The sequence below is a fragment of the Ruegeria sp. HKCCD7181 genome (assembly GCF_057221055.1).
Genome location: NZ_JBWVBC010000001.1, coordinates 264,317 through 291,316 on the forward strand (window position 1 = coordinate 264,317; position 27,000 = coordinate 291,316).

Here is a 27,000-nt window from a genome sequence, read left to right on the forward strand (position 1 = left end):
TACCCGTTAGTTACGCTTGTCGTCGTCCAGATCTTCGAACTCGGCATCGACGATGTCGTCCTCACCTGGCGCGGCATCGGCTGCTGCAGGCTCTTCTTCGCCTTCTTCAGCCTGTGCCTTGTAGATGGCTTCACCCAGCTTCATCGCAGCTTCGGTGACGTTCTGGATGCCCGACTTGATCTTGTCGGCATTCTCGGTTTCCAGCTCGTCTTTCAGCGCCGCGATGGCCAGTTCGATGGCTTCGACGGTTGTCGGATCGACTTTGTCCGAATGTTCCTCGACAGACTTTTCGGTCGAGTGAATCAGGCTTTCCGCCTGGTTCTTTGCCTCGATCAACTCGCGGCGTTCCTTGTCCGCCTCGGCGTTGTCCTCGGCGTCCTTGACCATCTTTTCGATGTCCTCATCGGACAAGCCACCAGAAGCCTGGATGGTGATCTTCTGCTCTTTGCCGGTGCCTTTGTCCTTGGCCGAAACCGAGACAATGCCGTTGGCGTCGATGTCAAAAGTCACCTCGATCTGAGGCATGCCGCGCGGTGCCGGCGGGATTTCCTCGAGGTTGAACTGACCCAGGATCTTGTTGTCCGCAGCCATCTCGCGTTCACCCTGGAAACAACGGATGGTCACGGCGTTCTGGTTATCCTCGGCGGTCGAGAAGACCTGAGACTTTTTCGTTGGGATCGTGGTGTTGCGGTCGATCAGGCGGGTGAACACGCCGCCCAGCGTTTCAATACCCAGCGACAGCGGGGTCACGTCCAGCAGAACCACGTCTTTGACGTCGCCCTGCAGAACACCGGCCTGAATGGCGGCGCCCATGGCAACAACTTCATCCGGGTTCACACCCTTGTGCGGCTCTTTACCGAAGAATTTGGTGACCTCTTCGATCACCTTCGGCATCCGGGTCATACCACCGACCAGAACAACCTCATCGATGTCGCCAGCCGACAAGCCTGCGTCTTTCAGAGCGGCCTGACAGGGCTTCATCGACTTCTTGATCAGATCGCCAACCAGCGATTCCAGCTTGGCACGGGTCAGCTTCATGACCATGTGCAGCGGCTGGCCGTTTGCACCCATCGAGATGAACGGCTGGTTAATCTCGGTCTGCGAGGTCGAAGACAGCTCGATCTTGGCTTTCTCAGCGGCTTCTTTCAGACGCTGCAGGGCCATTTTGTCGCTGGACAGATCGACACCGTGTTCTTTTTTGAACTCATCCGCCAGGTAGTTGACGATGCGCATGTCAAAGTCTTCACCACCCAGGAAGGTGTCACCGTTGGTCGATTTGACCTCGAACAGACCATCGTCGATTTCCAGGATGGTCACGTCGAAGGTACCGCCACCAAGGTCATAAACCGCGATGGTTTGGGTTTCTTCCTTGTCCAGACCATAGGCCAGCGCGGCGGCTGTCGGTTCGTTGATGATCCGCAGCACTTCCAGACCGGCGATTTTACCGGCGTCTTTGGTGGCCTGGCGCTGAGCGTCGTTGAAGTATGCCGGAACGGTAATAACCGCCTGCGTGACTTCCTCACCCAGATAGCTCTCGGCGGTTTCCTTCATCTTACCCAGAGTGAAGGCCGAGATCTGGCTTGGGGAGTACTTTTCACCGCGGGCCTCAACCCACGCGTCACCGTTGCCGCCATTGACGATGGCATACGGCACCATTTTCTTGTCTTTTTCGACTTCGGCATCATCCACACGACGGCCGATGAGGCGCTTGACACCAAAGATCGTGTTGTCGGGGTTGGTGACCGCCTGACGTTTCGCAGGCTGACCGACCAGTCGCTCATCTTCGGTGAAGGCGACGATCGAGGGCGTGGTCCGCGCCCCTTCGGCGTTTTCGATGACCTTCGGCTGCGAGCCATCCATGATGGCCACACATGAGTTGGTGGTCCCGAGGTCAATCCCGATTACTTTTCCCATTTTTGCAATCCCTTTCTCTTCAAGGCGATGTCCCGAGGGCCGGACCCGTTTTGGCATCCCGTCCCCGATCTGATGTGCGCGACAGCACTACACCATCGCGCGTCGAGGCGTATATAAGGGCGGGACCGGAGGCCTGCAAGCGTTCAGAAATGCAGGTTTTCGGGAATCTGAGGCCTTTTTTCGCAAGGAATTGGTAAGGAATGGGGATTCAGGGATGACACGGCTGATATTGCGGGGCTTCGACATCAGAAAAGGGTATCTGGACATCGCTGCGCAAAACTCCCTGATCGAAGGCTTGCGACCGATTCTGAAATCCGCTCCGTTGTTTCGGCCATCAACGTCCTCGGGCAAACAAATGTCGGTGCGAATGACATCAGCAGGACAGCTGGGATGGGTGTCCGACCGCGGCGGCTACCGATATCAGGCCAACCACCCAAAGGGCATGGCGTGGCCCGAAATCCCCAATGAAATCTTGAACATCTGGCAGGATGTGACGGGCGCGAACCGTGCGCCGGATTGCTGCTTGATCAATTACTACGGTGAAGACGCCCGGATGGGGATGCATCAGGACAAGGACGAAGAAGATTTCTCGTGGCCTGTGGTATCGGTTTCGTTGGGCGACGATGCCCTGTTCCGCATCGGCAACACTAAGAGGGGCGGCAAGACCGAGTCGGTCTGGCTAAACTCAGGGGATGTGGTGATCATGGGCGGTCCCGCCCGGCTGACGTATCACGGGGTAGACCGCATTCGATTTGGTTCGTCCCGGCTGTTGCCGAAGGGTGGGCGGATCAACCTGACACTGCGTGTGGCGTCTTAGCGCCGCGCATCCCAGCTCTGCGAGACTTGCTTGCGGGTATAAAACTCGGCCAGCAATCCGATCATCAGCAGAACAATCCCGACCCAAAGCGCGTATTCCCAGCTTGAATTGCGTGGAAAGTAGTTTCGAAAGACAAATCCCCGGCATTGATCAATCACGTGAAACAAGGGATTCCACGCGAACATGCCTAACATGAAACCGCCCAGCGCATTGCCGACAAACATCTTTCCCGAAAACACCATGTTCATCCTTCGGTAGATGTTCGAGAGGATGGTGGCCAATCTGGGGAACCAGGGTGTCAGTGCCAATAGGATCATCCCAACTGAACAACCCGTAAACCATGCCAGAACCAGCATCGCGAAGGCCCCACCGGGCTCCTGAATCTCCAATGGAGTGACGGCTACGCTGTAAACAAACAGAATAACCAGTATGGACACTAGTTGCGTGTAGAGCGCGCCGAACCCCGATGCCAACAGCATCACCATCATGTTCATCGGCGAATGCAGCATCATCGGGTTGTTTCCGCTCCCGACCCCTGCGATCGCACCCACTGACTTGATATGTGTTATGAACAGGAACACTCCGGAGAGGATGTATAGAATAAATTCTCCGCGGATTTTGGCCACCCGTGCACCCATTAGCGACAAGATCAGGTAGAACACGGTGGCCACCAATATCACCTGAACGATGTTTATCACGATCGCCACAACAGCATTGGAATGCTGCGCGCGTACGCTGCGCACCACCGCATGAAAAACCAGTTCGGCAGTGGTGAAGGCACCGCCCAGCATCGTCTGATTGCGCTTGTAGTGAAACACTCGAACGTTCTTTCCTGCTGTGACACCAGTAATCTGGCACGAAATTCTTGCCGTTCCGTATCCACCAAAGCATAAGACCGTCACGATTTCGGATCAACAAACCATGAAGACGGAGCATTTTGTGACCTATGACGCCCTTATCCCGGTAATCCGGCGCCTTGCCCTGGAGGCCGGAGACAAGATCATGCAGATCTATGAGGCAGACGATTTCGACGTAAAGGTCAAATCCGACTCCAGCCCGGTGACCGAAGCGGACGAGGCCGCAGACGCTTTGATCTCAGCCGGGCTTCGCGCGGCTTTCCCGGACATTCTTCTGGTAACCGAAGAACAGGCGGCCTCGCATACCAAAAAGGGTGAAACGTTCCTGATTGTCGATCCTCTGGACGGTACCAAGGAATTTATCAATCGACGGGGCGATTTCACAGTGAACATTGCGCTGGTTGAAAACGGAGTTCCCACCCGAGGCGTCGTCTATGCGCCCGCCAAGGGACGTATGTTCTATACGCAGGCCGATGGACAGTCGGTCGAAGAAACCGGAACATTGGATAAAGAAACGCCAGGGGAAGTAACCCCAATTTCAGTTTCTTATCCTGACAATTCCGCGCTGCTGATCGTCGCTTCGAAGTCGCACCGGGATCAGGCAACTGAAGACTACATCAACAAATACAAAGTTCGTGACAGCAAGAGCGCGGGTTCGTCGCTCAAATTTTGTCTGGTCGCCACCGGAGAAGCCGATCTTTATCCTCGTGTAGGCCGCACGATGGAATGGGATACGGCCGCTGGTCACGCAGTGCTGACCGGAGCGGGTGGCAAAGTAGTGCGGTTCGACGATCACAACCCGCTTACCTACGGCAAAGACGATTACGCCAACCCGTTCTTCATTGCCTATGCTCCGGGCGTTGAACTGAAGGAAGCCTGATGTCTGTACTGATCGCTATTCCAGCCCGCTATGCTTCATCCCGCTACCCTGGAAAACCTCTGGTTCCGTTGACTGGCGCCAAGGGGACCTCAATGACCCTGATCGAACGCAGCTGGCGTGCCGCGAAATCGGTCGCAGGCGTCGATCGTGTGGTGGTGGCGACCGATGACGACCGTATTCGCGACGTTGCGGAAGGGTTCGGGGCCGAAGTCGTTATGACCTCGGAATCCTGTGCCAACGGCACTGAACGCTGCGCCGAGGCGCATGCGGTATTGGGTAGCGGGTATGACATCGTAGTCAATCTGCAAGGCGATGCCCCGCTGACGCCGCATTGGTTTGTCGAGGACCTCATCAATGGCCTGCGCGCTTCACCAAGTGCCGAAATTGCCACCCCTGTCTTGCGCTGTGACGGCGACGCCCTGAACGGCCTTCTGAATGATCGACGCCACGGCCGCGTCGGTGGCACAACTGCTGTATTCGGAACAGACAACAGCGCGCTTTACTTCTCGAAGGAAGTAATCCCGTTCACTTCCGAAACCTATTCCAGCGCCGAACAAACACCCGTTTTCCACCATGTTGGGGTCTATGCTTACCGCCCGGACGCACTGGCGGCTTATCCCGGCTGGCCAACTGGGCCTCTGGAAACACTCGAAGGGCTGGAACAACTGCGCTTTATGGAAAATGGTCGCAAAGTTCTGTGTGTCGAGGTTGAGGCCAAAGGACGCCAGTTCTGGGAGCTTAATAACCCGCAGGACGTGGCAAAGATCGAAGAGATGATAACCGCGATGGGGCTGGAATGACGAACATACTTGTTACTGGCGGGGCTGGATATATCGGATCCCACGCCTGCAAAGCTTTGGCGCGCGCGGGCTACGTACCGGTTACTTTTGACAACCTGAACACAGGCTGGCAGGACGCGGTGAAGTTCGGTCCATTCGAGCAAGGCGACCTGATGGACCGTGAACGTCTCGATGAGGTTTTTGCCAAATACCAACCTGCCGCCGTGATGCATTTCGCAGCACTCAGTCAGGTGGGCGAGGCAATGTCCGAACCCGGAAGATACTGGTCAAACAACGTCACAGGATCTTTGAATCTGATCGAGGCAACCGTGGCATCCGGATGCAGGAGCTTTGTGTTTTCCTCCACCTGCGCAACTTACGGCGATCAGGACAATGTGGTTCTGGACGAAGACTCTCTGCAACTTCCTCTCAACGCTTATGGTGCCTCGAAACGTGCGATCGAGGACATTCTGCGCGACTTTCAGGCCGCGCACGGGCTGAACCACGTGATTTTTCGCTATTTCAACGTTGCCGGCGCCGATCCCGACGGAGAAATCGGTGAATTTCACCGCCCCGAAACGCATCTTGTCCCGCTGATGTTGGATGCTATCGATGGAAAGCGCGACGGGCTGACGGTGTTCGGCACTGATTATGACACGCCCGACGGAACCTGCATTCGCGACTACGTTCATGTCTGCGATCTGGTGGATGCGCATGTTCTGGGCCTTGAATGGCTGGAACAAGGCAAGGACAGCCGGGTCTTCAACCTGGGCACAGGCTCGGGGTTTTCCGTAATGGAGGTGATCGAACATTCCAAATCCGTCACCAACCGGCCCGTTCCCTATTCGATCGGCGCCCGCCGAGCGGGAGACTGCACCAAGCTGGTGTCCGGCTCCGTACGGGCCGAATCCGAGCTGGGCTGGAAGGCCAAAAGGTCAACGTTAGAGACGATGATTGCCGATGCCTGGCGCTGGCACCAAAACGGTCACTACGAGAAATGAGCGATCCATGACGGCAAGCGGTGAACAGATGCAGCCGACCCTCGGCTGGTTGCAAAATTACCGCCTGCGTCTGAAACGCAGACGCCTTCTGTGGCGCTCTTTTCGCAGCCGGCACGATCTGAACAGTTTGTCAGACAAAACCCGGTTGATCGCACCTGATAGCATTCTGGCCTTAACCACGGTGCGTAATGAAATCACCCGATTGCCCTGGTTCTTTCGCCACTATCGCGCCCTGGGCGTCGATCACTTTCTGATGGTCGATAACGGCAGCGACGATGGGACGGTGGAGTTTCTTCTGGATCAACCTGATGTTTCGCTTTGGCAGACCCGGTCCAGCTATCGCGCCTCGCGCTTTGGAGTGGACTGGCTGACCTGGCTGCAAATGCGGTATGGGCACGGCCACTGGACCCTGATGGTGGATGCGGACGAGCTGTTGATCTACGCCCATCACGATACCAGCTCGCTGCACGACCTGACCAAGTGGCTGGAGGATCAGAATCGTCAGGTATATGGCACTTTGATGTTGGACCTCTATCCCGAAGGGCCTTTAGGGGATCAGCGTTATGATCCGGATTCCGATCCCTGCGATCTGCTGTGCTGGTTTGATCCCGGCCCCTACCGCTCCGAACGTCAATCTCCGATGAGCAATCTGTGGGTTCAGGGCGGAGCGCGCGAACGAGCGTTCTTTTTTGACCGACCACAACGGTCACCCACTTTGAACAAGATCCCGCTGATACGGTGGTCGCGACGCTATGCCTATGTCAACTCCAGCCATTCCGCCCTGCCGAGGCAATTAAACTTCGGCTACGATGGGCCTGGAACCGATGCCCCGTCGGGCGTTCTGCTGCATACAAAATTTCTGCCCGAGGTCGTTGAGAAGTCTCGCATCGAGAAACAGAGGGGGCAGCATTTTCACGACCCGAACGAGTTCGGCGCTTATTATGATGGCGTGATCAGTGGTCCGGATTTGTGGACGGATCAGTCCGAACGGTACGAAAACTGGACGCAATTGGAGTGCCTCGGGTTGATGAATTCCGGCGGATGGGGCGGTACGGGGAATACTTCATGAGGAAAAACCGTTTCTTCCTAACGACATATAAATACGTTGCCTGACAAAGTTCTAAAATGTCATAATGCGGCAATTGCCCGGCACCACTCTGGCCTCGGCCGCCCCGGGCATGCTCGCGTATAATAAAGGTTGGGCAGTCGCGTGAGCCTTTTGGATTCCTATCGCATGAGATTGCGGCGCAAGCGTCGCCTGTTGCGGTGCCTTCGAAAACGGCGCGAGTTGAAGCCGGTCCGCGACAATACCTCGACCATTCAATCCAATGATGTGCTGTTGGTCAGCGTCGTACGGAACGAAATGATCCGGCTGCCGTATTTCTTGGCCTATTACCGAAAACTGGGCGTCAATCATTTCCTGTTTGTTGAAAACAATAGTGACGATGGCACCCGCGAGTATTTGTCGAACCAGCCCGATGTCTCGGTTTGGCGCGCCAATACCAGCTATAAGAACTCCACGTTCGGGGTGGATTGGTCCAACTATCTGCTGCGCACCTATGCACACGGGCACTGGGTTCTGACAGTCGATCCGGACGAGTTCTTCATATACCCTTTCTGCGATACACGACCAATCCGCGCGTTGACCGATTGGTTGGATGGGTCCGGCATTCGCAGTTTTGGCACGATGCTGGTCGATATGTATCCTGAAGGCCCGATTGAGGACGCAACATACCAATCTGGTCAGAACCCGTTCGAAATCGCGCCTTGGTTTGACCCCGGTAACTATATGATCACGCGGAACCCGACCTACGGCAATCTGTGGATTCAAGGCGGCCCCCGCGCCCGGGTTTTCTTTCGAGACAACCCCGCGAAAGCACCCGCGCTTAACAAGATCCCGCTGGTCAAGTGGAACAAACGCTATGTCTATGTCAGCTCGACCCACTCCCTGCTGCCCCGCGGCTTGAATCAGGTTTATGATGAACGAGGTGGAGAAAAAGCAAGCGGCGCCCTGTTGCACGCCAAGCTGATCGACACTTTGGGCAAAAAAGCCAGCGAGGAGCTGCAACGCGGTGAGCATTACCGCGCTTCGGGTGAGTATCGGGCTTACGCCGAACAGCTGGAGGATAAGCCCGTTTTCCGGAATCAATGGTCCGAAAAATACCTGAACTGGCGTCAGCTTGAGATTTTGGGCCTAATGTCCAAGGGCAATTGGGCATGAGCGGTCTCGGCATAGTCATGCTGGTGCATACCGCACTGGACCGGGCCGAACAGGTGGCCCGTCATTGGACGGCATCGCATTGCCCGGTTGTCATTCATGTGGACCGCAAGGTCAGCGACACGGTCTATTCAGAATTTGTCTCGTCCTGCTCCGATGATCCGCTGATCTTATTTTCCGACCGCCACGTGTGCGAATGGGGCGGATGGGGCATCGTTGCGGCGTCGCAATCCTCCGCAACCCTGATGCTTGAACGTTTTCCTGACGTCCGGCACGTTTTCCTGTCTTCCGGTGCCTGCTTGCCTCTGCGCCCAGTGGACGAGTTGATCGATTATCTGGCCGACCGCCCCCGCGTCGATTTCATCGAAAGCGCCACGACAGGCGACGTGACGTGGACCGTTGGAGGCCTGGATCTTGAGCGGTTTACATTGCGGTTCCCGTTTTCTTGGCGAAAGCAGCGCAAGCTCTTTGATTTTTACGTGCATCTGCAACGGCGGCTGAATCTGCGCCGCAAGATCCCGGATGGTTTGGTGCCCCACATGGGCAGCCAGTGGTGGTGCCTGACGCGACAAACTCTGTCGGCGATCCTTCAGGACCCCAGGCGTGGGGTCTATGACCGTTATTTTCGACGGGTCTGGATACCAGATGAAAGCTATTTTCAGACCCTAACAAGGCTTTATTCCACTCATATCGAAAGCCGCTCGCTCACATTGTCAAAGTTCGACTACCAAGGTCGACCACATGTTTTCTACGACGACCACCTGCAACTGCTGCGCCGATCCGATTGCTTTGTCGCACGCAAAATATGGCCTCAAGCAGATCGTCTTTTTCAGACCTTCCTCACCGATCAGACCAGTGCACTGAAACCAGCTGAACCCAACCCGGGTAAAATCGATCGCGTATTCGCCAAAGCGGTAGAGCGCCGCGTTCGGGGGCGCGACGGGCTGTACATGGCAAGCCGCTTTCCCCGGCATGGAAACGATTATGGCCTGACTGCCTTTCCCTATTCCGTATTTCAAGGCTTTGCCGAAGTATTCGAAGACTTCGACTCGTGGCTGAGCAACGCGACCGGGGCGCGGGTGCACGGGCATCTGTACCACCCGGACCGGGCCCAATTTGCAAACAATGAGAGCTTGATGAATGGCGCGCTTACGGATTGCGCCACCATGCGAGATTACAACCCCACGGCATTTCTGACGAACCTGATCTGGAACACCAGGGGCGAACGGCAGTGTTTTCAGCACGGTCCCGCAGACAGGCAGAAGATCAACGAGTTTCTGGCGCGGGACAAGAATGCCCAGATCTCGATCATAACCGGTGCTTGGGCTGTTCCTCTATTTCGCTCCAACTTGAATTTTGCAGACATCCGGGCTGAGGCCGCACGCCTGCAACAGATCGAAACGCAACAGCTCAAGACGCTTGAGGCGGTCGGAGCCGCATCGCGAACTCGGGTCTGGTCGATGGCAGATTTCGTAGAAGCACCGATGGAACCCTTGCAAACAGTGCTGGATGAGATCGCAATTCAGCAACCCAGCCACCTGTCCGAGGCTCCACAGATGGTAGACTTGATCGGTTTTGGAAAGTTCCTGCAAAACCTCAAGAACCAGGGGATGCACCCCTATCTGATGGGGGACTTTCCGGTCGATGATGTTTTTGGCACGCAGACCAAGCCATATCGCAAACCCTATCTGGTGCAATAAACAGAGATGTCACCAAAGTTCGACTATTTCATTGTGCTGGCCGATATGCGCACCGGGTCCAACCTGCTGGAATCGCAGTTGAATGCGTTAGACGGTGTTAGTTGCCACGGCGAGGCGTTCAATCCATATTTTGCTGGCCTTCCCAAGCTTACCGAGTTGTTGGGCTTCACAGTCGAAAAGCGCGACCGCGATCCATTGGCCCTGCTGGACGCCATCCGGTCGGCCCCGGGCGAAATGAATGGATTTCGGTTTTTCAGCGACCACGATCCGCGCGCCTTGGAATCTGCTCTGGACGACCCGCGCTGTGCTAAGATCATTCTGACGCGCAATCCGCTGGACAGCTATATCTCGTGGAAAATCGCCATAGCGACCAAGCAATGGAAACTGGTGAACATCAAACAGCGACGTGAGACCCAGATTTCCTTCGACGCCGAAGAATTTGCTGACCAGCTGGAACAACGGCAAGCCTTCCACCAAACAGCTCTCAACCACCTACAAAAGACTGGCCAGAGCGCGTTTTACATCGGCTATGACGATTTGAACGATGTCGACGTTCTGAACGGTCTTGCAAAATGGCTGGGGGTCAGTGCGCGACTGGACGGGCCAAACGACCATCTGAAACGGCAGAACCCTGCAGGGGCTTTGTCCAAAGTGACGAACCCGGACGAGATGGAGCGAGCCGTTTCCCGGTTGGACCTCTTCAACCTGCATCGCACCCCAAACTTTGAGCCGCGGCGCGGGCCTGCGGTGTCACGCTATGTGGCCGCGCCAAACACGCCTTTGTTGTATTTACCTGTACGCGGCGGGCCGGAGACCGAGATGGCGCAGTGGCTGGCCAATCTGGATAATGCAAAGCCTGAAGACCTGATAACCGGTCGCAATCAAAAGCAGATGCGTCAGTGGATGCAATCCAATCCGGATCACCGCAAGTTTACCGTGCTTCGGCATCCACTGGCCCGAGCCCATACTGTATTTTGCGAGCGCATCCTCAGCACCGGCCTGGGGGCTTATGTCAGTATCCGCAACATGCTGCGCAACCGCTACAAGTTGCCCTTGCCACCAAAAAACGAGGCCGGGGCTTACTCGAAAGACCAGCACCATGCGGCTTTTTCAGGATTTCTGACCATGCTAGGCCACATCCTGGCCGGTCAAACCCCGATCCGTGTGGACGGGCTATGGTGTAGTCAGGCGCAAACGCTGGAAGGGATTGCCACCTTTGCAATGCCTGATCTGATCCTGCGCGAAGATGAACTTGCGACGGCTCTGCCTGATCTGGCACGGCATGTCGGTCACCCAAACCCACCTGTACCAAAGACGCCAGAGCCGGACGCGCCGTTTGCCTTATCCCAAATCTACGACGCCGAGCTAGAGGCGAAGGCAGCCGACGTTTACAAGCGCGATTATCTGCAATTCGGGTTCAAGGACTGGAAACCACTGTAGGCCAGATCAAGGGCGCAATGTGATGACCGTGCCTTCATTGACCATGGCATAAATCTCTTCGATCTCTTCGTTCTTGACCGCTATGCAGCCCGCTGTCCAATCCGAGGTCTTTTTCGCGCGCTTGCGTTCGGATCGCTTGTTAGGCTCACCATGAATGAAAATGTCGCCCCCGGGATCGAGACCAGCGGCCTTGGCCTGCGCTCTGTCATTCGAGTTCGGGTACGAGATGCCCAACGAGAGGTGGTACCGGCTCTTTGGGTTACGGCGATCGATCAGGTAAGTTCCTTCGGGCGTACGGCCATCACCACGTTTGGTTTTGGTTCCATCCGGAGCAAAGCCCAGATCGACTTTGTATTCCTTCAGAATCTTCTCATTGTGCAAAAGATAGAGTTTTCGCGCGCCTTTGTTTATGACCAGTGCGGTCACTTCGGGCCCGTCATAGGTAAGAATTCTGGGGTTGGCTGATGCGCACGCTGAAAGGCTCAGCGTTGCCATCGCACCCATTCCAAATGCTCGACGATCCATTGTTTTCACTGCCTACTGCTCTTTTTTAAAGCCATTATGCCAAATTCTGTTAAAACTGAAATCACTTTTTGATGTTTGATTGCTCAGTCAGGCGGCGTTCAATGTTTTCCAGACGCTCCAGCACCTCATCCCGGTAAGCGTCGGTTCTGACTTCATCCTCGGCATGGTGCGCGTCCTGCATCGAGTTCACGATCAGACCCACCAACAGGTTCACTACAGCAAACGTGGTGACCATGATAAAGGGTACAAAGAAGACCCAGGCGTAGGGATAAACTTCCATCACCGGGCGGACGATGCCCATCGACCAGCTTTCCAGCGTCATGATCTGGAACAACGTATAGGCGGACAAACCCAGGTCACCGAACCAATCAGGGAAGGATTGCGAGAACAGCTTCGTCGCAATCACCGAACCGATGTAGAACAGGATCGCCATCAGCAGGAATACACTGGCCATGCCCGGCAAAGCCGAAATGAAGCCTTCGACCACGCGACGAAGGCGCGGCGCAACCGAGATGACCCGCAGTACCCGCAAAATCCGCAGGGCTCGCAACACGGACAACCCCGCAGCTCCGGGTACCAGCGCGATACCGACGATCAGGAAATCAAAAATATTCCAACCGCTCTGAAAGAACCGGCGCCCGGTGGCGACCAGCTTCATCGCGATCTCGGCCACGAATATCGACAGGCAGATTGTGTCCAGAGTGACAATCAACGGCCCTGCATGTTCCATCAGGGAGGGCGACGTCTCCATCCCCAGCAACACCGCGTTAAAGATGATCACGCCAGTGATGAAACGACCAAAGGCCGGAGCTTCGATGATGGTCTGCAAACGCTGGGTGGTCCCCATGTCCGGCGGTCTCCTGTCTGATCACTTTGCGGGGTTCAGAGTAAACCGCGCGGCAAGTTCCGTGTGCGACGACCATCGAAATTGGTCAACCACCTGAACCCATTCAAGGGTGTATCCAGCATTAGTCAGATATTTTGCGTCTCGGGCAAATGTCACCGGGTTACAAGATACGTAGGCAATAACTGCGGGCTGGGCCTGTGTCAGTTCGTTTACCTGCGCTTCAGCCCCAGCGCGGGGTGGGTCCAAAACAACAGCGTCAAAGGATTTCAGCTCATCCGGCATCAACGGGCGGCGGAACAGATCGCGCGCTTCGGTCGAAACCCGCTTGAGCCCCAGCGCCTTGCGCCAGCCCAAATCCATTGCCCGGGTCATTTCGGCTTCACCTTCAACCGCGTGGATTTCCGCGTTTTGCGCCAAAGGTAACGAGAACGTTCCGCATCCCGCAAACAGATCGGCGATCCGTTTTGCACCGGTTGTCGCTTCCAAAACTGCCTGTAATAGAGCCTGTTCTCCGTCTGCAGTTGCCTGAAGAAACGCGCCGGGCGGCGGAACAACCACGGCTGTTCCAAACCGCTGGGTCGGTGGCCGCACCATGGCAATCACTTCGCCGTCCCAGCTCAGGCGGGCAAGACCATATTTCTCGGAGGCTTGCGCAAGTGCCAGTTCCAGCGGGCCATCCAGTGGTTTGCCGCCCTTGACCGAGACATCCAGCCCGGCCTCGGATACCGTAAGTGTCACCGCCAAAACTGCTTTGCGACTACCGCCCAGAACGGCAAGCGTTTCGGCCACTGGAATGGCAGAAATCAGGGCCGGGTCCAACAGATGGCAATCGGGGATTTCCGTGATGGTGTCGGACGCACGGCCGTGAAAGCCTGCCAATGTCCCCTTCTTCGTACGCCTCACGGCAATCGTGGCGCGACGGCGCGAACGCTCGGGCGAGGTATGGATCGGGCGCATCGGAGCGGACAAACCCTGCGCGGACAACGCATTTTGGACGATATCGACTTTCCAATGAGCGACAAATTCATCTGCGGCATGCTGCAACTGACACCCACCGCAAGACTTGTAATGCCGGCAAGGGGCTTTCACACGATGGTCCGACGGTGTCAGGACACGAATTTCCGTCAGCCCATTATCAGCCAAAACGCCACTCACCACCTCGCCCGGCAGAGTGCGTGGGGCATAAACGGGGCCTTCGGCTATACCGTCCCCCTGGTGGCCAAGGCGGAGAATTGTGTAGTCCTGTGTCATGAATGGCCTGATAGCCGGGCCGGGTCCGCAAAAAAACCCTTATTCTGCAGCTTCGGTCTGAATGAATCCGCCAGATTGGCGATGCCAGAACCGAGCGTATAGCCCGTTTTGCGCCAGCAGAGTTTCGTGGGTGCCATTTTCGACAATCCGTCCGTGATCCAAAACAATGATCCTGTCCATCTCGCTGAGGGTGGACAGCCTGTGGGCGATAGCAAGAACAGTTTTGCCCTCCATCACCCGGTGCAAAGCCGTCTGGATCGAGGCCTCGACTTCGGAATCCAACGCCGACGTCGCCTCATCCAACACCAGAATCGGCGCATCTTTCAGGATCGCGCGCGCCAGCGCTATCCTCTGTCGCTGACCGCCGCTCAACTTGACACCCCGTTCACCCAGATGCGCTTCGTAACCCGTGCGCCCCTGTGCGTCCTGCAGGCTAAGGATGAATTCATGTGCTTCAGCCTTTTGGGCTGCGGCAATCAGGGCCTCTTCGGACGCAGTTGGGTTGCCGTACAGGATATTGTCTCGGGCCGAGCGGTTGAACATGGCAGTTTCCTGCGTAACCATCCCGATGTGGTGTCGCAGACTGTCTTGTGTGACTGCTGCAATTTCCTGACCGTCAATCGATACTGCGCCAATTTCACTGTCATACAGCCTGAGCAGAAGCGAAACGAGGGTAGACTTGCCCGCACCGGATGCGCCCACAATTCCCAGCTTCTCACCCGGTTTTATGGTCAGATTCAGATGAGAAACTCCGCCAACGTCACGACCATATGCAAAACTGACATCCTGAAAATCAATCTGACCATCGGTGACGTGCAGCTCTTTTGCAGCGGATGCGTCCTCGACCCGATCCCGCTTGGTCAAGGTATTCATGCCATTTTCGATTTCACCAACATTGGCGTAAAGCCCCATCAGCGTGAAACTGACCCAGCCGGTCATCTGCGCAATTCGAATGGAAACAGCGCCTGCAGCCACAATATCACCAGTGGTCGCAGCCCCCGCCTGCCAAAGCAACAGAGTCGCCCCCAAAAGCAGAACAGGCAGAACTCCGGCCAGCGTCATCAGGACAAAGCGGAAGCTGGCGGAAAGCTTGCCGAAATCCAGCGATTTTTCCCGAAGTTCAACCATTGAGTTACGCGCGGCCTGATCTTCGAAGGCGGAATGCGCGAACAACTTGACCGTTTTGATGTTGGTGATCGTATCAACCACCTGCCCTGTCACCATCGCCCGCGCACCGGCCCGTGCGGCCGAACGCTTGCGAATACGCGGCAGATACCAGCGGATCAGCAAGAAATAGACCACCAGCCAGGCTGCAAAAGGCAACATAACTAGTGGGTGAATAGACCCTAATAAAAGCAAAGAGCCCAAAAGCGAGGCCAGCGCAAAGACAATGGCACTGATCGTTTCAGACACGACCGAGGTCAGAGCCGTCGACGTCTGCATCTGTTTCTGCGCAATACGACCGGCAAAATCATCATCGAAATAGGTCACCGACTGACCCAGCGTCCAGCGGTTCAGCCTGGCCAAAACGAGCGGCGGCAAGTTCGGCATTACGATGTAGTTGTTCGACAGCGACGACAAGCCGAACAAGGCAGGACGCAGCAACATGAAGAACGCGACCGCGCCTGCGATCATCCACATATTTCCCGTGGTCAGAAAACCCTCCGGCCCGCTGGCGGTGGCTGTGTCAACGACAAGGCCCAGAATCCAAGCGGTTCCGGCCTCCATCGCGCCCGCGGCAGCCGAAAAGAAAGCCGCCAGGAACAACATCGGCCATGCGCCCGACAGGCACCAATGAATGAACGCCCCCAGTGTTTGTGGCGGGGGCGTTTCGGTTGTCCTGAACGGCTGGATCAGATCGGCAATTCTCATTCTGCTGCCTCTTCTGCGGCTTCGGGATTCATGAAACCGCCAGACTGCCTTGCCCAGAACTGCGCGTAAAGCCCGCCCTTCACCAGAAGGTCTGCATGAGCACCTTCCTCGACGATCCGACCGCCATCCATCACCAAAATGCGATCCATCTGTGCAATGGTACTTAGCCTGTGGGCGATGGCAATCACGGTCTTGCCTTGCATCATGCCGTAGAGGGTCTCCTGAATCGAAGCTTCGACCTCGGAATCTAGGGCGGATGTCGCCTCGTCCAACAACAATATCGGCGCGTTCTTCAGGATCACCCGCGCCAAGGTCACGCGCTGACGCTGACCGCCGCTGAGCTTGACCCCACGTTCCCCAACATGCGCGTCATAGCCCGTGCGACCTTGCGGGTCCTGCAGGTCGAGGATGAACTCATGCGCCTCAGCTTGTTTGGCCGCGGCGATCATCTGTTCCTCGGTTGCGTCGGGTCTTCCGTACAGAATGTTGTCGCGCACCGAGCGGTGTAGCAAAGCGCTGTCCTGCTGAACCATGCCGATATGACTGCGCAAGCTGTCCTGTGTGACCCGCGCAATATTCTGATCGTCGATCAGGATCGCCCCTTGCTCCACGTCATAAAACCGTAAAAGCAGCTTAACTAGGGTCGATTTTCCAGCGCCCGAACGTCCGATCAGACCAATCTTTTCACCCGGTTGGATGGTCAGGTTGATATGATCAAGACCACCTGTTTTTCGCCCGTAGTGATGCGACAAGTCACGAACTTCAACCCGTCCGTTTGTCAATTGCAGTGGTGTGGATTCCGGTGCATCCAACAGATCTACAGGCTGCGCGATGGTCTCCATTCCTTCGGCCACAACACCTAGCTGACGGAAGAAGCTTGTCAGCGCCCACATGATCCAGCCGGTCATTGCGTTCAGCCGCAGCGTCAGCGCCGTTGCCGCCGCAACAACACCCACCGATGCGCTGCCTTGCATCCACAAGGCAATCGCCCAGCCGACCACCCCGACGATCAGAAGTCCGTTCAACGTAACCAGAACAGCATCCATGATAGTGAAGATGCGCATCTCGATCTGGAACGTCCGGCGGGTTTTCTCGATAGCTTCGCGTGCGTAATCCAGCTCTTGGTCTGCATGGGCGAACATCTTGACCGAGTGAATGTTTGTATAACTGTCCACCACGCGCCCCGTGACCGTCGACCGCGCGTCCGACGCAGCCTGCGACGCCGGGCCGACCCGCTTAACCGTCCAGCGCACCAAAAAGCCGTAAAAGACGAACCAGATCAGCAACGGGATCAGCAGGCGCGGATCAGCGGCCATCAACAAAATTGCAGCCCCGATCAGGTAGGCAATAGAAAAGGAAATCGCGTCAAAAACCTGAAAGACGACCTCTCCTGCGGCGGGCGGGGTTTGCATAATGCGGTTTGCGATACGCCCGGCAAAATCGTTTTCGAACCAGCCAACCGATTGGCGCAACACGTGTTTGTGCGCCCGCCAGCGGATCAGCGTGCCGAAGTTGGGCAGGATGGCGTTGTTGAGCAGCAACACGTCAAGGACATGCAATATCGGCCGCAGCAGCAGAACAAATGCCGCCATCAGCAAAAGCTCGGTCCCGTGCTCCTGCCAGACCTCGGTGGGAGAGCTTCCCAGCAGGTCGACAACGCGGCCCATATAGTAGATCAGCCCGATTTCAACGCCGGCAACGATCACCGAAATCAGCGCGGTCCAGACAAAGACGCGAAAGAAGGGCCGCGAATAGTCCAGCATAAAAGGCCACAGCCGCGTTGGCGGCGTGTCGACTTCGTTATAGGCAACAAAAGGGTCTACGAGGTTTTCGAAATAGCGAAACATGGAAAGTGCTCCGATTGAGCAGAAAATAGGTCATGCGAAGAAAGATGGCGCCAGAACACCACCCCAACGGGTCGAGCGTCCCGGCTTTAGCCGAACCAGATCCCGTAATACATCCGCATTCCTCCATCCATGTGACAGGCGTCACCCTAGCCAAAAACGGTAACGCTTGTCATCCCCTTTTGAGACTTGAATTCACTTGGACAGCAATTCCTTGCGGGTCATCGCAAAATCAGAGGCGATCCAGCAGGCCTCAAGTTGGGCCAGTTTCTTGCCCAGCGCCGCACCTGTGAATGCGGGGATCAGGTCTTCTGCCTTGATGGGAAAACTGGCCGCAGCACCGTGTTTCAACTCTTCCGCCAAATCTGCGGTCCAGGGCAGTTCCAAAAATGCGCAACGCAGCAAGGCTTCGTTCAGCCCACCTTCGGCCCCGTTGCGATACCCCAGCTCGGCAATACTGGCCGGTCCCGTAGCCTCGGTTCGCATACGAGTCAGGCGTTGCAATTGTGCCCGGCTCAGGCGCAGGGTCGCAGCCACCTCTGGCGGTGTGATCGCGGCCAGGCGGCGCACCGGTTCCGGTGCGGCGTTTGCGTCTTGCTCGATCTTGATCAATATGGGCAGGGACCGGTCGTCCGCCCCAGCCAGGAGGTGCGCCATTACGCCGGCACTGCGCATGGCTGCAACCGACGGCGCAGGATCCGGCGCGCCAAGCAGTTTCAAAAGCTCAGCTCCGACACGTTCTCGCGATAATCCTGCCAACCCATCAAGATTGGCAGCGATGGCAGCCAGCGCATCTGCATCAAACCCGGCATCAACATCCCCGTACCAAGCGTGAAAGCGGAAATACCGCAGCGATCGCAGATAATCCTCGCGAATGCGATCCTCGGCCAGACCAATGAACCGCACACGGCGCGCCTGCAGGTCCGGCAACCCACCCAGCGGATCCAGAATCGTTCCGTCTGCGCGGGCATAAAGTGCGTTCATAGTGAAGTCGCGGCGCGCTGCGTCCTCTTCAACTTTGTCCGAATACGCGACGACGGCACGCCGCCCGTCAGTTTCGACATCCCGGCGAAAGGTGGTGACCTCGTGGGGAATACCGCCGCTGACAATGGTGACTGTACCGTGGTCTATACCGGTCGGAATGGGCTTCAGCCCTGCTTTTTGCGCCAGCTCCATCACCTGTTCTGGGCGCGCATCGGTTGCGATGTCGATGTCCGAAACCGGTGCCCGCAGCAAAGCGTTGCGTACGCAACCGCCCACAAACAGAGCTTGCGCACCAACTTCCGTCAGCGCAGCGCACACCTTTTGCGTCGGCTCGGCTTGGATCCAGTCTTCGGTGATCTGCTTCATTCACTCACTCGCGCTGCCAACCCCCGCAAAATTCGTGCCGTAGCGCCCCAGATGTAATAGGGGCCGTAGGGCACCGCAAAGTAATAGCGTTTCTGACCACGCCAACGGCGCGATTCGACTACATAATTTGCCGGGTCCAGCACATGCGCAAGGGGGACCGAGAAGACTTCTTCCACTTCACCCGGCTCCGGGATCGGATCAAATCCCTGTTCGAGTACCGCTACAACCGGAGTGACCGAGAAAGACGTCACGGTTTCATGAATCGGAAGGTGGCCCAGAATTCGAGGCATGGCCGAAGGCAGGCCGATTTCCTCGCGCGCCTCGCGCAGAGCGGCGGCCGTGACGTCGGCATCACTTTCATCCTGCTTGCCCCCCGGAAACGCGATTTGGCCGGGGTGGTGTTTCAGCGCCGAGGAGCGTTTGGTCAGGATTAAACGGGGGGTTTCGTGAACCAGTGAAACAGACACTAACACGCCAGCAGGCCGCAATTTGCGACCCGCCGGCAGAACGACATCAGGGTTCAGATCAAAATCACTGGACCCGGTACCGGGGCGACGTAAGGCCGCCGTCAGCTGCTTAATGGGGTCACGCGCCATCCGTGTCTTCGGCATCGAAGCCCACCGTGCGAGGGTCCAGCACATAATGGGCGCCACAGAACTGGCAATCGGCCGTCACCGTACCTTCATCCGTCGTCATTTTGGCGATATCCAGTGCCGAGTAGATCGATAGGCTTTGCCGCACGCGGTCCTCCGAGCAGGTACAGCCGAATTGTACCATCTGTGCATCGTAAACACGCGGTTGTTCCTCGTGAAACAGGCGGATCAGCAGATCGGTAGGAGCAACCGATGGCCCGATCAGCTCTAGATCCTCGACAGTATCAAGCAGGATATTCACACGACCCCAGTTTTCACCCTCTTCTCCGTCGACCAGATCAGCAGCGCTCAGGATGTCACCGCTGCCTTCGCTGGACGCTGCAAAGGGCGAAGCCTTGGGCATGTGTTGCAACATGACCCCGCCCGCGCGCCAATGCTCACCGACGCCGGGTTCGGTCGACTTGCCGAAACTCAGCGAGAAGCGTGTAGGCAATTGTTCTGACTGTGCAAAATAGGCTTCGGCACAGGCTCTGAGCGAACCACCAGCCAAAGGAGTAATTCCCTGATAAGGCTGCGTGCCCTCGCCTTGGTCGATCATGATGGCAAAGTACCCCTCACCCACCTGATCAAAGGGCGCACTGTCCGTCAGCCGATCCCGGTCAAAACTGGCATAGGCGCGAATCTTTGCGGGCTGGCCGTCTTGCTTAGGCGCATAATAATCAGTGGCGATCATTCGCACTGCACCTTTGGATTGCACCTGCAACGACAGTTTCCAGCGCAACGCAACAGTCTGGCCGATCAAAGCGGTCAGCAAAGCCATTTCGGCCACCAGCGCTTCGACTTGAGGAGGATAGTCGTGCTGTTTCAGGATGCCATCCAGCACCCCGTCCAACCGCGCCACACGGCCGCGCATATCCGAGACATCAAGTTGAAAGGGCAGGACAGTATCGTCCCACGCGATTTTCGTTCCAATAGACATGGGGTTTCCTTACACGCCACAGGTTGGCATACCGCCACCATATAAGTCCAATAATCCGGGTTGAAAGGGGCCATACATGATCCGACGGTTTGGTGAAACCCCAGAGCCGGGGCGGAGGTACATCCGGCGCCCAGGCGTATATGTTTTGCTACCACGGGGACGCTCACTGCTGGTGACTTGGTACGACGATGGCATAAACCCGGAACTGCAGCTGCCAGGAGGGGGCATTGATCCTGGCGAATCCCCTCTCACCGCCTTGCATCGCGAAGTTTTTGAGGAAACCGGCTGGCTGATCGCCTCACCTCGCCGCGTTGGTGCTTTTCGCCGGTTCACTTTCATGCCGGAATACGATCTTTGGGCCGAGAAGGTCTGTACGATCTACCGCGCCCAGCCAGTGCGCCGTATGGGACCGCCGACCGAAGCGTTCCACGAAGCCCGGTGGATGGACATCACCGATGCGGTGGGACTACTGGGCAACGAGGGTGACCGCCATTTCACCAACCTTCATTTGCAGGGGTTTTGACCCGCCGATCCTCAGGATCCGTTGAACTCGAAGAATACTGCTGAAACGTCATCTTCCATGCCAGTGTCCGGCGACATGACCTGTGTAAGGCGCCAAAACATGTCATCCAGAAACTCACGCCCGGTTCTTTCCGCAATACTATCTGTCGCCATTCGCTTCAGTCCCTCTTCGTCCAGAAGGCTGCCATCTTCAAGTCGGCATTCGGTGAACCCGTCCGAGTACAAGAGCAGTTTGTCCCCCGGTTGCATATAAGTTTCGGTTTGATGAAACGGGACGTCGGGCAACAGTCCTATCGGCAGGCCGCCATCGCCCAGATATTCCGCGCTGCCGTCCTGCCTCAGCAACAGAGGATGGGGATGACCCGCCTGCACCATCTTAAGATGCCCGTTTCGCAGATCGATAATGGCGTAGATCATCGTAAAATACTCCTCGATCCCCGCGTCGGCCATCAGGCGAGAATTAAGAAGCGCCGCGACTTCCTCGGGCGGCAGCAGCGCATAAAACTTGTTGAAGCGTCGCTCCATCGCAATATTCTGATCGAAATGCTTACTGGACAGGTAGCCGCCCAGCCGCGCAGTCATCATTGCCGAAGTGATACCGTGACCAGAAACGTCAATGCTGTAGAATCCCAATCGATTGACGCCTGGTGAAAACATCCCGACCAGATCTCCGCCGATGTGACCACAGGGTTTTAAAAGCAGGCTGACCTGTGATGCACCAAAGGTACCGGTCAGCTCGGGTACAAGCGATTCCTGAATCTTTCGGGCCTGAATCAGATCTTTGTCGATGGCATCATGGGCCAGCTTCAACTCATCCAGCGCCGTTTCGATCATGCGGTTCTTTTCAGACAGCTCGCGTTGCATGTCCAGAATGCGAGCCCCGGCCGAGATACGCGCGCGCAATTCGTCCGCTTCAAGAGGTTTGATCAGAAAGTCATCCGCCCCGGCGTCCAGCCCCCGCGCGACTTCCTGTTTTTCGCTTTTTGATGTCAACAGAATGAAATAGCTGTATTGATCGTTGCCCAGCGCGCGGAAGGCATGACAGAACTCAAGCCCGCTCATCCCCGGCATGATCCAGTCGCTGAGAACCAGATCGGGCTGGTTAGCCTGACACAGGGCAATCGCCTCTTCGCCGTTGTCGGCTTGGATCACCTCAAAACCCCATTTCTTGAGCGAAGCCGCCAGAATACGCCGCTGCAGACGGCTATCGTCCACAATCAGCACTTTCTGGATCGCGCCAAAGTCCAGTTCGACCCTGACCTCGGCTTGACTGGTTCCTGACACCCTAGATTCCCTGTGTGGCCTCAACGGCCCAACGCTAGGCAGGCGACACTTAACATCCGGTGAAAACCGGGCTGGATGAAAGCCTTAACCTGCCCTTTACCGGCCTGCGCTACAAATTCCCCTGCGCGGTCAGATACGGAGGGCGGCCATGATTCACTGGCACAGGGTTATACAATTGCGTGACGAAGTCGGCGCGGATGAATTCGATGAGGTTGTCCAGATCTTTCTGGAAGAGGTGCAAGAAGCGATCTCCCATCTGCATCAGGACATCACACGACAACATATTGAACAGAACCTGCATTTCCTGAAGGGCAGCGCGCTGAGTCTGGGATTCGACCAGTTCTCGAAACTATGTCAGGACGGAGAACGGCGCGCCGCCGCGGGCGAAGGGATGGAGATCGACTTGCCTGAGATCATCGCGGCCTTTGAGCAATCGAAACAAGTATTCGAAGCCGGGTTGGCCGAAAACCTTTGCTAGATCACGAATTGTGCCAGCGTCTCGTCCTCGGTGATATCCGTATAGGTGAATCCCGCCTCATCCAAATGCGCGAACAGACGCATGAAATTCTCGGGCTTGCGGGTTTCGATCCCGATTAAAACCGAGCCGAAATTTCGGGCCGATTTCTTCATATACTCGAACCGGGCGATATCATCCTCGGGGCCGAGGATGTTCAAAAATTCCTTCAATGCACCGGGCCGCTGCGGCAGGCGCAGGATGAAGTATTTCTTGACGCCGGAATAGCGTTGCGCGCGTTCCTTGACCTCGGGCAAGCGCTCGAAATCGAAGTTACCGCCCGATGTGACGCAGACGACGGTCTTACCGCGGACAAAGCTTTGAATATCGCCAACCGCTTCGACCGCCAAAGCCCCGGCGGGCTCCAGAACGATGCCTTCGACGTTCAGCATTTCAATCATGGTGGTACAGATGCGGTCCTCGGACAGGACCAGAACATCCGAGAGATGGCGTGAACGCAGCAACTCAAAAGGTTTCTCGCCAATTCGCCCTACAGCAGCACCATCGACAAACGTGTCCACATGATCCAGTGCCACAGGGTGTCCAGCGGCCAGTGCTGCGCGCAAGCAGGCGCCGCCCGACGGTTCAACAAACAGGCAGTGGGTGCGATCCCCGAACCATGTCGCCACACCCGAGGACATGCCGCCGCCGCCCACAGGCAACACCACGTGATCCGGAACACCGCCCAGCTGCGCTTCGATTTCAACGGCCAATGAGGCCTGACCTTCAATTACATCCTCATCATCAAACGGAGACAGGAAATGCCCACCTTGCTCGGCGCACCAAGCTTGCGCTGCGGCCAGCGTATCGTCGAAATAGTCACCGGTCAGATGGATTTCGATATTGTCGCCACCAAAGATACGCGTCTTCTGGATTTTCTGCTGCGGTGTCGTGACCGGCATGAAAATCACACCACGCACGTTCAGATGTTTGCACATGAACGCAACACCCTGAGCATGGTTGCCCGCACTGGCACAAACGAACAGGTCCTGCCCCTGCTGCTTGCGCATGGCGTTGAAGGCACCGCGGATCTTGTAGGACCGCACCGGACTGAGGTCCTCACGCTTGAGCCAGATATCGGCCCCATAGCGTTCGGACAGGTGTGCGTTCCGTTGCAACGGAGTTGCCGGGAACACAGAGCGCATCGCCTGTTCGGCGGCGCGGGCGCGGGTCATGAAATCACTCATGACCGTTTCACTGCCGCATCAGTGCGACAAGGGCAAGGAATACATATGTGTACGGGTTCAGGCGAGTTCGCGTTTTTCAATGAAGATGCCGTAGATTGTTGTCAAGATGCTAACATTGATCAATGGCACAACCAACATTCCCGCAAATACGACGATCAAAACCCCAATGATCGGGATGAACAAAAGCAGTGAAGCCAGCAATTGAAGAAGTATCTGGAACAGCATTGACAGAATGACCAACAGTACAATTGCACCGCTTGCCCCGGAAGTGGCCTGCCATGCTTCGGATAGCGTGACCGATTTCCCGATGGCAGCGCCCGGCAGGATCGGCGAAACCCGGTAGAATCCGATCGTAAGAAAGATCACCAAAGCTACCCAAAAGAGTATCCCCATCACCACGGAGGCCTGGGCCATAATGCTCATGATGAGCCCCGCCGGAATAAATATAACAACGGCCAACAACCCCAGCATCAATAGCCGCCCAAAATATGCCAATACCCGGTCGAACCTGAATGGCGGAACCACCCCGGTCGGATACTCCTCAAGCAGCACAAACCTGTGCCAGGAAACGACAATCCAAAGCATGACGCCAAATACAACAGCGATGAGGGCCAACACGAACCCGGCGAAGGAACCCGGGGTCACACCTTCGGGGAACCCGGTCGCTTCGCTATCGAACTCTTCAAAGGGAATATCAAAAAGATAGAACAACCCAAACACCAGAAAGCCGCCAATCAGCGCAGGCACAACAGAAATCTGCAACGCTTGGGTGAGGTTCCTCAGGACCATCTTCACAGAATGAACGAATATCTCCAATCCCAGCATAATTCCTGCCCTTCAACCAAACCTTGTTATTTATTAACTGTTTCACCCCAATTCCCGCCCTGCGTCAACGCTCATAACTTGCCCCCGGTGCCAAAACCCGTTAGGGGCCAATCGTCTTACGAATAAGGGGAAGTCAGATGTCCGCGCCCAAGAAAGTTGTTCTGGCCTATTCCGGTGGCCTTGATACCTCGATCATCCTGAAATGGCTGCAGACCGAGTATGGATGTGAGGTCGTGACCTTCACCGCCGATTTGGGTCAGGGTGAGGAATTGGAGCCCGCCCGCAAGAAGGCCGAGCTGCTGGGAATCAAGCCCGAAAACATCTTTATCGAAGATGTGCGCGAAGAATTTGTCCGCGACTTTGTCTTTCCCATGTTCCGCGCCAATGCCGTTTATGAAGGCCTGTACTTGCTAGGCACCTCGATCGCGCGTCCGCTGATCTCGAAGCGTTTGGTCGAGATTGCCGAAGCAACCGGTGCTGACGCTGTCGCCCACGGCGCCACCGGCAAGGGCAACGATCAGGTGCGTTTTGAACTGGCTGCCTATGCGCTGAACCCTGATATCAAGGTTATCGCCCCATGGCGTGAGTGGGATCTGAGCAGCCGCACCAAGCTGCTGGAATTTGCCGAAGCGAACCAGATCCCGATTGCCAAGGACAAGCGCGGCGAGGCACCCTTCTCGGTCGACGCCAACCTGCTGCACACCTCGTCTGAAGGAAAGGTTCTGGAAGACCCCGCCGATATGGCACCTGATTACGTCTATCAGCGCACCGTCCACCCTGAGGACGCGCCAAATGAGCCGGAATTCATCGAGATCGGTTTTGAAAAAGGCGACGCGATCAGCATCAATGGCGAGGCGATGAGCCCGGCCACCATCCTGACCAAGCTGAACGAATACGGCGGCAAGCACGGCATTGGCCGACTCGATCTGGTCGAAGGCCGGTTCGTCGGTATGAAATCGCGCGGTATCTACGAGACACCTGGCGGTACAGTCCTGCTGGAAGCGCACCGTGGTATCGAATCCATCACCATGGACCGCGGCGCGATGCATCTGAAAGACCAGCTTATGCCGCAATATGCCGAGCTGATCTATAACGGTTTCTGGTATTCGCCCGAGCGGGAAATGCTGCAGGCCGCTATCGACAAGTCTCAGGAACACGTCACCGGTACCGTCCGCGTGAAACTGTACAAAGGGCTGGCCTCAACCGTCGGTCGCTGGTCGGACCACTCGCTGTATTCCGAGGCGCATGTGACCTTTGAGGAAGACGCTGGCGCCTATGATCAGAAAGATGCAGCGGGCTTCATCCAGTTGAACGCATTGCGTCTGAAACTGCTGGCCGCGCGCGACAAGCGCTTGTCCAAGTGAGCGAAGACGACGGCATAAACGACGAACTCGATATGTTCATCGAGGCGCAGGACACGGTCTGGGCCGATGTCCTGCGTGAGCTTGAACAAGGACAGAAAACCAGCCACTGGATGTGGTTCGTCTTTCCTCAATTGGCCGAGCTTGGCCGATCCCATATGGCGCAGCTTTATGGGATAGAGGACTTGGACGAGGCTGCGGCTTATCTCGCCCATCCCGAACTGCGCCGCCGCCTGATTGAAGCTTCCCGGCTGATGCTTTCGCACAAAGGGCGTGATGCCAGCGATATTCTTGGCGGGATTGACGCCAAGAAACTGCGCTCGTCCATGACGCTGTTTTCGTCTGTCCCTGATGCGCCGGCTGAGTTTCAAGCTGTTCTAGACACCTTTTATAACGGAAAGCCCTGCGACCTAACCATGCAGTTTTTGGACGGCGCGTAG

Annotated in this window: 25 protein-coding genes; 12 read left to right on the forward strand and 13 right to left on the reverse strand. The window is 56.4% G+C overall.

Features of this window, described 5'->3' with window-relative positions; all coding sequences use genetic code 11:
* Positions 1-6: 6 nt before the first annotated feature.
* The gene (gene dnaK, locus AC2TCY_RS01340) at positions 7-1,914 is read right to left on the reverse strand and encodes a molecular chaperone DnaK (RefSeq protein WP_480844971.1); all 1,908 of its coding nucleotides are present in this window, start codon (positions 1,912-1,914) and stop codon (positions 7-9) included.
* A 214-nt stretch (positions 1,915-2,128) separates the two neighbouring features.
* Between dnaK and AC2TCY_RS01345 the strand changes: the two genes are divergently transcribed.
* Positions 2,129-2,731 (forward strand): alpha-ketoglutarate-dependent dioxygenase AlkB family protein, encoded by a 603-nt coding sequence (locus tag AC2TCY_RS01345; protein WP_480844972.1) that lies wholly within the window; start codon positions 2,129-2,131, stop codon positions 2,729-2,731.
* Here AC2TCY_RS01345 and AC2TCY_RS01350 read toward each other — a convergent pair.
* Positions 2,728-3,549 (reverse strand): ABC transporter permease, encoded by an 822-nt coding sequence (locus tag AC2TCY_RS01350; RefSeq protein ID WP_480844973.1) that lies wholly within the window; start codon positions 3,547-3,549, stop codon positions 2,728-2,730. The genes AC2TCY_RS01345 and AC2TCY_RS01350 overlap by 4 nt on opposite strands.
* A gap of 121 nt (positions 3,550-3,670) precedes the next feature.
* On the opposite strand from AC2TCY_RS01350, the gene cysQ reads away from it, so the two are divergent.
* The 7 genes from cysQ (at position 3,671) to AC2TCY_RS01385 (ending at position 11,606) form a co-directional block, all read left to right on the forward strand.
* The gene (cysQ, locus tag AC2TCY_RS01355) at positions 3,671-4,468 is read left to right on the forward strand and encodes a 3'(2'),5'-bisphosphate nucleotidase CysQ (RefSeq protein WP_480845477.1); all 798 of its coding nucleotides are present in this window, start codon (positions 3,671-3,673) and stop codon (positions 4,466-4,468) included.
* The gene (locus AC2TCY_RS01360) at positions 4,468-5,268 is read left to right on the forward strand and encodes a 3-deoxy-manno-octulosonate cytidylyltransferase (RefSeq protein ID WP_480844975.1); all 801 of its coding nucleotides are present in this window, start codon (positions 4,468-4,470) and stop codon (positions 5,266-5,268) included. The genes cysQ and AC2TCY_RS01360 overlap by 1 nt, the downstream gene beginning before the upstream one ends.
* Positions 5,265-6,248 carry a UDP-glucose 4-epimerase GalE gene (galE, locus tag AC2TCY_RS01365; protein WP_480844976.1) on the forward strand — a complete coding sequence of 328 codons (984 nt, stop codon included), beginning with the start codon at positions 5,265-5,267 and terminating at the stop codon, positions 6,246-6,248. The genes AC2TCY_RS01360 and galE overlap by 4 nt, the downstream gene beginning before the upstream one ends.
* A gap of 7 nt (positions 6,249-6,255) precedes the next feature.
* A complete protein-coding gene (locus AC2TCY_RS01370) occupies positions 6,256-7,317 on the forward strand; it encodes a glycosyltransferase family 2 protein (protein ID WP_480844978.1) in 1,062 nt (353 codons plus the stop codon).
* A 165-nt stretch (positions 7,318-7,482) separates the two neighbouring features.
* Entirely contained in the window at positions 7,483-8,469 is a 987-nt protein-coding gene (locus AC2TCY_RS01375) for a glycosyltransferase family 2 protein (RefSeq protein WP_480845478.1), read from the forward strand.
* A complete protein-coding gene (locus AC2TCY_RS01380; RefSeq protein WP_480844979.1) occupies positions 8,466-10,166 on the forward strand; it encodes a DUF5927 domain-containing protein in 1,701 nt (566 codons plus the stop codon). The genes AC2TCY_RS01375 and AC2TCY_RS01380 overlap by 4 nt, the downstream gene beginning before the upstream one ends.
* A gap of 6 nt (positions 10,167-10,172) precedes the next feature.
* Entirely contained in the window at positions 10,173-11,606 is a 1,434-nt protein-coding gene (locus tag AC2TCY_RS01385) for a nodulation protein NodH (protein ID WP_480844980.1), read from the forward strand.
* A gap of 6 nt (positions 11,607-11,612) precedes the next feature.
* On the opposite strand, the gene AC2TCY_RS01390 is transcribed toward AC2TCY_RS01385, so the two are convergent.
* The 8 genes from AC2TCY_RS01390 to hslO all read right to left on the reverse strand — a co-directional run bounded on the left by AC2TCY_RS01390 (position 11,613) and on the right by hslO (position 20,867).
* A complete protein-coding gene (locus AC2TCY_RS01390; RefSeq protein ID WP_480844981.1) occupies positions 11,613-12,131 on the reverse strand; it encodes a L,D-transpeptidase family protein in 519 nt (172 codons plus the stop codon).
* 61 nt (positions 12,132-12,192) lie between these two features.
* Positions 12,193-12,978 (reverse strand): ion transporter, encoded by a 786-nt coding sequence (locus AC2TCY_RS01395; RefSeq protein WP_480844982.1) that lies wholly within the window; start codon positions 12,976-12,978, stop codon positions 12,193-12,195.
* Positions 12,979-12,999: 21 nt separating this feature from the next.
* Complete coding sequence (locus AC2TCY_RS01400) at positions 13,000-14,229, reverse strand: class I SAM-dependent RNA methyltransferase (protein ID WP_480844983.1); 1,230 nt, start codon at positions 14,227-14,229, stop codon at positions 13,000-13,002.
* Positions 14,230-14,268: 39 nt separating this feature from the next.
* Positions 14,269-16,101 (reverse strand): ABC transporter ATP-binding protein, encoded by a 1,833-nt coding sequence (locus tag AC2TCY_RS01405; RefSeq protein WP_480844984.1) that lies wholly within the window; start codon positions 16,099-16,101, stop codon positions 14,269-14,271.
* Entirely contained in the window at positions 16,098-17,948 is a 1,851-nt protein-coding gene (locus AC2TCY_RS01410) for an ABC transporter ATP-binding protein (RefSeq protein ID WP_480844985.1), read from the reverse strand. Before AC2TCY_RS01410 ends, AC2TCY_RS01405 begins: the two co-directional genes overlap by 4 nt.
* Before the next feature lie 192 nt (positions 17,949-18,140).
* The gene (locus tag AC2TCY_RS01415; RefSeq protein WP_480844986.1) at positions 18,141-19,295 is read right to left on the reverse strand and encodes a CCA tRNA nucleotidyltransferase; all 1,155 of its coding nucleotides are present in this window, start codon (positions 19,293-19,295) and stop codon (positions 18,141-18,143) included.
* Positions 19,292-19,891: a CoA pyrophosphatase gene (locus AC2TCY_RS01420; protein WP_480845479.1), complete on the reverse strand. Its 600-nt coding sequence runs from the start codon at positions 19,889-19,891 to the stop codon at positions 19,292-19,294. Before AC2TCY_RS01420 ends, AC2TCY_RS01415 begins: the two co-directional genes overlap by 4 nt.
* Positions 19,881-20,867, reverse strand: a complete 987-nt coding sequence (hslO, locus tag AC2TCY_RS01425) for an Hsp33 family molecular chaperone HslO (RefSeq protein WP_480844987.1) — start codon at positions 20,865-20,867, stop codon at positions 19,881-19,883. Before hslO ends, AC2TCY_RS01420 begins: the two co-directional genes overlap by 11 nt.
* Before the next feature lie 76 nt (positions 20,868-20,943).
* Here hslO and AC2TCY_RS01430 point away from each other — a divergent pair, with 76 nt between their 5' ends.
* The gene (locus tag AC2TCY_RS01430; protein WP_480844988.1) at positions 20,944-21,390 is read left to right on the forward strand and encodes an NUDIX hydrolase; all 447 of its coding nucleotides are present in this window, start codon (positions 20,944-20,946) and stop codon (positions 21,388-21,390) included.
* An 11-nt stretch (positions 21,391-21,401) separates the two neighbouring features.
* Here AC2TCY_RS01430 and AC2TCY_RS01435 read toward each other — a convergent pair whose 3' ends face one another.
* A complete protein-coding gene (locus tag AC2TCY_RS01435) occupies positions 21,402-22,673 on the reverse strand; it encodes a PP2C family protein-serine/threonine phosphatase (protein ID WP_480844990.1) in 1,272 nt (423 codons plus the stop codon).
* A 148-nt stretch (positions 22,674-22,821) separates the two neighbouring features.
* On the opposite strand from AC2TCY_RS01435, the gene AC2TCY_RS01440 reads away from it, so the two are divergent.
* The gene (locus AC2TCY_RS01440; RefSeq protein ID WP_480844991.1) at positions 22,822-23,151 is read left to right on the forward strand and encodes an Hpt domain-containing protein; all 330 of its coding nucleotides are present in this window, start codon (positions 22,822-22,824) and stop codon (positions 23,149-23,151) included.
* On the opposite strand, the gene ilvA is transcribed toward AC2TCY_RS01440, so the two are convergent.
* Both ilvA and AC2TCY_RS01450 read right to left on the reverse strand, forming a co-directional pair.
* Complete coding sequence (gene ilvA / locus AC2TCY_RS01445) at positions 23,148-24,374, reverse strand: threonine ammonia-lyase IlvA (protein WP_480844992.1); 1,227 nt, start codon at positions 24,372-24,374, stop codon at positions 23,148-23,150. The genes AC2TCY_RS01440 and ilvA overlap by 4 nt on opposite strands.
* A gap of 57 nt (positions 24,375-24,431) precedes the next feature.
* On the reverse strand, positions 24,432-25,199 hold the full coding sequence (locus tag AC2TCY_RS01450; protein WP_480844993.1) for a hypothetical protein: 768 nt from the start codon (positions 25,197-25,199) through the stop codon (positions 24,432-24,434).
* Between the two features lie 137 nt (positions 25,200-25,336).
* Here AC2TCY_RS01450 and AC2TCY_RS01455 point away from each other — a divergent pair, with 137 nt between their 5' ends.
* On the forward strand, positions 25,337-26,563 hold the full coding sequence (locus AC2TCY_RS01455; RefSeq protein ID WP_480844994.1) for an argininosuccinate synthase: 1,227 nt from the start codon (positions 25,337-25,339) through the stop codon (positions 26,561-26,563).
* 32 nt (positions 26,564-26,595) lie between these two features.
* Positions 26,596-27,000, forward strand: a complete 405-nt coding sequence (locus tag AC2TCY_RS01460; RefSeq protein WP_480845480.1) for a DUF1810 domain-containing protein — start codon at positions 26,596-26,598, stop codon at positions 26,998-27,000.